Below are 6,330 nucleotides of genomic sequence, written 5' to 3'. Positions count from 1 at the left end.
TACTCTCTACTTCGAAGCCTTTAGATTGTAGAAATTCTACCATCCTTCCCATCGAAATATTAAATTCCTTAACTGCTTTATTTAATCTAATTTTTGGCATTTATAAATGTTCTGTTTTTAATTTTTAAAATTAAAGTATTTTCTTTTTACTGTTTATTAGAGTTGAAAAGTTTTATTAACCTTCTAATTCTTCTCTTAGAACGTTCTTAACCTCTTCGATAGTTTCTTCTTCCAAATCTACCAAGTTAAGCAAAGCTTCTGTGTCTTTATCTAAAACGCTACGCGCAGTCTCTAGACCAACTTTTTTGAACTCATCAATAATCCAAGCTTCGATCTCGTCATTGAATTCTGTCAACTCAACATCGTCATCTTCTTGCTTTTCTCTATAAACATCGATTTCGTATTCTGTTAACCAAGATGCCAACTTAATGTTTTGACCTTGCTTACCGATAACTTTCGAAATCTCTTCCACCGGTGTGTAGACCATTGCATAATTGTGCTCTTCGTCTACTTCTACTTTGTTAATAACTATATTACCTAACGCTCTCTTCACCAAAATCTCTGGATTCTTAGACCATTGGATTACATCAATATTCTCATTTCTCAGCTCTCTTACCACACCATGAATTCTAGATCCTTTAACACCCACACAAGCACCAACTGGATCAATTCTGTCATCGTAAGCATCTACAGCGATTTTCGCCTTTTCTCCTGGTATTCTTACAACCTTTTTAAGAATAATTGTACCATCCTGAATTTCCGGAATCTCCAACTCTAACAATTGCTCTAAAAACTTCGGTGAAGTTCTCGAAATCATAATCTGAGGCTTAGATCCACGGAAATCAACACTTTCTACAATCGCTCTTACGTTATCTCCTTTTTTAAAGAAGTCTGATGGGATTTGATTTTCTTTAGGTAGGATAAATTCGTTACCCTCATCATCTAACATAATAACATGCTTATGACGAATGTGATGAACTTCTCCTACAACCAATTGCCCAATTCTATCACGGAATTGCTCATACAAAGCTGCATTGAAGTGCTCTTGAATTTTAGTCGCAAGAATCTGCTTCAATGTTAGAATATTTCTACGCCCCAATTTAGCAACCGGAATCTCTTGTGTATATTCTTCACCAACTTCAAAAGTAGAGTCAATCTTTCTAACCTCCGAAATTTCGATTTCCAAATCATCATCTTCCGACATTTCGTCTTCAACAATAATCTTATTTAAGAAAATCTGAAAATCTCCTTTATCAGGGTTAACAATAACATCAAAATGATCATCAGAATCATATCTTTTTCTCAAAAGTGTCTTAAGAGAATCTTCAATGATTGCCATTAGGTCAATTTTGCTTATATTCTTTACTTCTTTAAAATCGCCAAAAGCTTCAATTAAAGCTAAATTATCCATTGATTATATTTTTCTTATTAAAATTTAATTACAACTAACGCCTTTTTAATTTCATCAAGACGTATTACTTTTTCTTCCTCGACATCTTCCTTACCTTTTCCAATAAGTTTTGGTCGGCGGTATCTCAACAAAAGAACAATCGACTCTTCGTTAACCGAAACCAACTCGCCTTCAATCTTTTCACCAGAAGTCAAAACAACATCCAGTTCTCTACCAATATTTTTTTGATATTGACGATTAAGCGCCAAAGGCTCCGATAAACCATAAGACATCACTTGCAAAGCAAAATCATGTTCTTCACGATCCATGTTAAACTCAATAGCACGACTAGCGTCCAAACAATCCCGAAGCGTCACACCATTGTCTCCATCCAAAGTCACTGTAATTTGGTCATCCGCAGAAATCTTAAGATCTACCAAAAACAAGTCTTTTCTTTCTTCCAAAAAAGAAGCCAACAAAGCTTCAACTTTCTCTTTAAAACCCATACTTTTCCTTGAATTAGGTTTACGAAAAAAGGCTTTCTCTCGAAGGCCTTTTCATTCTGTTCCGTAAATCTTTTGCAAATATAGCTACTTTTTTCAAAAAATCCAAATTATATTGAATTTTAAGACTTTACGAATAAAATTTAACACAAGGCTTAAAAAACAAAATCAACAAAAAAACGAAGAAATTCTTGCACATTACAAAAAGGCAAACTTCACAATACATCTTAATATGTTAAAATAATTTATCTTTGTACGAAATTAAAAACTCAAACATTGAATATTACGATTGTAGGAACCGGTTACGTAGGTTTAGTAACAGGCACTACGCTAGCAGAATTAGGCAATTCTGTATATTGTGTAGACATAGATGAAAAAAAAGTTGAAGGCATGAAGAAAGGTATCGTACCAATCTACGAGCCTAATCTTGAAGAAATGTTTTTAAGAAACATCCAAGCCAACAGATTACATTTCACCACCAATTTAAAAGAAGCTTTAGACAAAAGCGAAGTTATTTATCTTGCATTACCAACGCCTCCAGGCGAAGATGGTTCTGCAGATTTATCATACGTTCTAAAAGTTGCAAACGACATTGGCGAAATGATGACTGAATACAAAGTTGTGGTCAACAAATCAACAGTGCCAGTTGGCACAGCGGATAGAGTAACTGCGGTTATCAAATCCAAAACGGATTTGCCTTTCGATGTTGTATCAAATCCAGAATTCTTAAGAGAAGGATTTGCTGTGGAAGACTCTATGAATCCTGCAAGAGTTGTTGTAGGTTGCAGTTCTGACAAAGCAAAAAACATTATGGCTCAAATTTATCAGCCATTTACCAATACAGGTGTTCCGATTATTTTCATGGACGAAAAATCTTCAGAATTAACAAAATATGCTGCCAACTCTTTCCTTGCTGTTAAAATTACCTTCATGAACGAAATCGCAAACTATTGCGAATTAGTAGGAGCCGACGTTGACAAAGTTAGATTGGGTATGGGAAGCGACGATCGTATTGGTCATAGATTTTTGTTCCCTGGTATTGGCTACGGAGGATCTTGCTTTCCGAAAGATGTGAAAGCTTTGATTAAATCTGGTCAAGATGAAAATTTCAAATTCCAAATTTTGGAATCTACCGAAGCGGTTAACAATGCACAAAAGGTAATTTTAACAAAAGATATTGAAAAATACTTCAATGATCTTAAAGGTAAAAAAATTGCACTTTGGGGCTTGGCTTTTAAAGCGAATACTGATGATATTCGTGAAGCTTCTTCTTTAGACAATATTAAATTGCTTCTTGAAAAAGGTGCTAAAATAACAGCTTACGACAAAATTGCGGAAGCTAATGTTAAGCATTTGATTGGTGACCAAATCGAATATGCGGAAGACATGTACGCTGCTTTAGAAGACGCAGATTGTCTTCTTATCGCAACAGAATGGCCAGAGTTTAAAAATCCTAATTTTGACTTAATGGCTTCAAAAATGAAAAACAAAATTATTTTTGATGGGCGTAATATGTTCCCATTAGAAGTTCCGGAGCAACATGGCTTCTTTTATAAATCAATAGGTCGTAAAACAATTAACAACTAATTTTCAGCATGAAAAACATCATCATTACTGGTGGCGCTGGTTTTATTGGCTCTCATGTTGTTAGAGAATTTGTAAAAAACCTACCAAATACCAACATCATTAATCTAGATGCATTAACTTATGCAGGTAATCTAGAAAATCTAAAAGATATCGAAAATGAGCCTAATTACATTTTCGAAAAAGCGGACATTACAAAACCTGATGAACTAAGAAAGGTTTTTGAAAAACATCATCCTGATGCTATTATACATCTAGCCGCAGAATCTCATGTTGACAGAAGTATAACAGATCCTAATGCATTCATCAACACGAATGTTAATGGTACAGCTAACTTATTGAATTTGGCGAAAGAGTTTTGGACTCTTAATCCTGATCATCAACATGGCAACTTCCCTGACGGACCAAGAACCAACTTGTTCTACCATGTTTCAACAGACGAAGTTTATGGTGCACTAGGAGAAACTGGTTTCTTCACAGAAGAAACTTCTTACGATCCAAAATCACCCTACTCTGCAAGCAAAGCCGCGTCGGATCATTTGGTAAGAGCTTACGGAAACACTTATGGAATGCCTTTTATTGTCTCTAATTGCTCTAATAATTATGGTCCAAATCATTTTCCTGAGAAGTTGATTCCACTTTGTCTTTTCAATATCTTAAATGAAAAGCCACTTCCAATCTACGGCGATGGAAAATATACTAGAGACTGGTTATATGTTATTGATCACGCCAAAGCGATTTTCCAAATTTTCCACGAAGCTAAAACTGGAGAAACCTACAATATTGGAGGTTGGAACGAATGGCAAAACATTGACTTGGTTAAAGAATTAATCAAACAAGTGGACGAAAAAACGGGAAAAGAAGCTGGATATTCGGAGAAGTTAATTACTTTCGTTAAAGATAGACCAGGTCATGACAAGCGCTACGCAATTGACGCAACAAAGCTTAATAAAGACCTAGGATGGAAGCCTTCAGTAACTTTTGAAGAGGGACTTTCTAAAACCATTGATTGGTTTTTAAGCAATAAAGAATGGTTAGAGAATGTAACTTCTGGAGATTATCAAAAATATTACGACAAGCAATATTCGTAACCCAAAAAATCACAACATTATGAAAGGAATTATTCTAGCTGGAGGATCTGGCACAAGACTATATCCATTAACGATTGCTGTTAGCAAACAGTTGATGCCAGTCTATGACAAGCCGATGATTTATTTTCCAATTTCGACATTACTGCTTGCCGGAATCAGAGAAATATTAATAATCACAACACCGCATGATCAAGGGGCTTTCCAAAGACTATTAGGTAACGGTTCATCAATCGGTTGTCGTTTCGAATACAAAGTTCAGCCCTCTCCAGATGGTTTAGCACAAGCTTTTATTCTAGGCGAGGACTTTATTGGAGATGATTCTGTAGCTTTGGTTTTAGGCGACAATATATTTTATGGAACAGGACTACCTCAGCTTTTAGAAAGTAAAACCAATGTTAAAGGAGGTTGCGTCTTCGCTTATCAAGTTTCTGATCCAGAACGTTATGGTGTTGTCGAATTTGATGAAAACTTTAATGCCCTTTCTATTGAAGAAAAACCAACTGAGCCAAAATCAAATTTTGCGGTTCCTGGTTTGTACTTCTATGATAATTCGGTTGTCGAATATGCAAAAAACTTAAAGCCATCACCACGTGGTGAACTAGAAATCACGGACATTAACAAAATATATCTTGAAAAAGGAGAATTGGAAGTTGGCGTGATGAGTCGTGGAACAGCTTGGTTAGATACAGGGACTTTTGACTCTTTGCACGAAGCTTCAGAATTTGTTCGCGTTCTTGAGAAAAGACAAGGTTTCAAAATTTCTTGTATTGAAGAAATTGCTTTCCGTAAAGGATTTATCAATGAGGAGCAGCTTTTAAAATCAGCAGAAAAATATGGTAAAAGTGGCTACGGCACATACCTAAAAGCACTAACAAAATAAAACATGAACAACACAATTGAAGAGAATAATAACTGGAGTCAAACAATTGGCGCCAAACATTCGCTTTTATCTTTAAATTTAAAAGAGGTCTGGCAGTATCGCGACCTAGTGTATATGCTTGTAAAGCGAGATTTTGTAACTTCATTTAAGCAAACAGTTCTTGGTCCATTGTGGTTCTTCATAAATCCAATTTTTACGACAATTATGTATGTAATTGTTTTTGGAAATATCGCGAACCTCTCGACCGATGGTGCTCCACAATTAGCTTTCTATTTAGCTGGTGTTACATTATGGAATTATTTTTCGTCTTGCCTTAACAACACCTCAAATGTTTTTAGAGGTAATGCCTCAATATTTGGAAAAGTATATTTCCCTAGAATGGTAATGCCATTAGCAATTGTGACTTCAAATTTAATGCAATTTGCTGTTCAATTCGTGCTATTTGTTGGTGTCATAATTTATTATACTTTTCTAGGCGAAGTTCATCCAAATATTTGGATTTTAGCAACGCCTTTACTTATTATACTTATGGCCGCTTTCGCAATGGGTGTTGGTATGATATTTTCGTCAATGACAACTAAATATAAAGATTTAGCTATGTTATTAAGTTTCGGAGTATCGTTATACATGTATGTCACACCAGTAGTTTATCCAGTTTCAGCAATGCCAGAAAAATACCGATGGATCGCTGATGTTAATCCGTTAACAGGTATTTTTGAATGTTACAAATATGCATATCTTGGTGTAGGCGATTTTAGTATTAATATGTTATTGTACTCGACAATTGTTATCTTTATTATTCTTGTAATAGGTACAATAATATTTAACAAAGTTGAAAAATCTTTTATGGATACTGTATAGTAGACCTAATGATGAAAATTT

General features: G+C 35.0%; 6 protein-coding genes. 4 read left to right on the top strand and 2 right to left on the bottom strand.

Annotated elements, in window-relative coordinates; genetic code table 11:
- Nucleotides 1-175 precede the first annotated feature (175 nt).
- Both nusA and rimP read right to left on the bottom strand, forming a co-directional pair.
- Nucleotides 176-1,411, bottom strand: coding sequence for a transcription termination factor NusA (nusA, locus tag Q1V95_RS11315; RefSeq protein ID WP_300673908.1), 1,236 nt, complete (start codon nt 1,409-1,411; stop codon nt 176-178).
- Between the two features lie 17 nt (nt 1,412-1,428).
- Nucleotides 1,429-1,896 carry a ribosome assembly cofactor RimP gene (rimP, locus tag Q1V95_RS11310; RefSeq protein WP_300673905.1) on the bottom strand — a complete coding sequence of 156 codons (468 nt, stop codon included), beginning with the start codon at nt 1,894-1,896 and terminating at the stop codon, nt 1,429-1,431.
- Between the two features lie 273 nt (nt 1,897-2,169).
- On the opposite strand from rimP, the gene Q1V95_RS11305 reads away from it, so the two are divergent.
- The 4 genes from Q1V95_RS11305 to Q1V95_RS11290 are packed head-to-tail and all read left to right on the top strand — an operon-like array spanning nt 2,170 to nt 6,309.
- Complete coding sequence (locus Q1V95_RS11305; protein WP_300673902.1) at nt 2,170-3,480, top strand: UDP-glucose/GDP-mannose dehydrogenase family protein; 1,311 nt, start codon at nt 2,170-2,172, stop codon at nt 3,478-3,480.
- Between the two features lie 8 nt (nt 3,481-3,488).
- Nucleotides 3,489-4,568, top strand: coding sequence for a dTDP-glucose 4,6-dehydratase (gene rfbB / locus Q1V95_RS11300; RefSeq protein ID WP_300673900.1), 1,080 nt, complete (start codon nt 3,489-3,491; stop codon nt 4,566-4,568).
- Nucleotides 4,569-4,587: 19 nt separating this feature from the next.
- On the top strand, nt 4,588-5,448 hold the full coding sequence (gene rfbA, locus Q1V95_RS11295; protein ID WP_300673898.1) for a glucose-1-phosphate thymidylyltransferase RfbA: 861 nt from the start codon (nt 4,588-4,590) through the stop codon (nt 5,446-5,448).
- A 3-nt stretch (nt 5,449-5,451) separates the two neighbouring features.
- Nucleotides 5,452-6,309, top strand: coding sequence for an ABC transporter permease (locus tag Q1V95_RS11290; protein WP_300673896.1), 858 nt, complete (start codon nt 5,452-5,454; stop codon nt 6,307-6,309).
- The last annotated feature ends 21 nt before the right edge of the window (nt 6,310-6,330 follow it).

Origin of the sequence: Soonwooa sp. (assembly GCF_030151385.1) — a bacterium.
Classification (GTDB): domain Bacteria; phylum Bacteroidota; class Bacteroidia; order Flavobacteriales; family Weeksellaceae; genus Soonwooa.
Note: the sequence above shows the minus strand (reverse complement) of the source record. Positions and strands in the feature narration are given on the sequence as shown.

Coding starts and splice junctions, on each gene's coding strand:
- nusA (WP_300673908.1), bottom strand. CDS start 1,411: ATGGATAATTTAGCTTTAATTGAAGCTTTTGGCGATTTTAAAGAAGTA.
- rimP (WP_300673905.1), bottom strand. CDS start 1,896: ATGGGTTTTAAAGAGAAAGTTGAAGCTTTGTTGGCTTCTTTTTTGGAA.
- rfbB (WP_300673900.1), top strand. CDS start 3,489: ATGAAAAACATCATCATTACTGGTGGCGCTGGTTTTATTGGCTCTCAT.
- rfbA (WP_300673898.1), top strand. CDS start 4,588: ATGAAAGGAATTATTCTAGCTGGAGGATCTGGCACAAGACTATATCCA.
- Q1V95_RS11290 (WP_300673896.1), top strand. CDS start 5,452: ATGAACAACACAATTGAAGAGAATAATAACTGGAGTCAAACAATTGGC.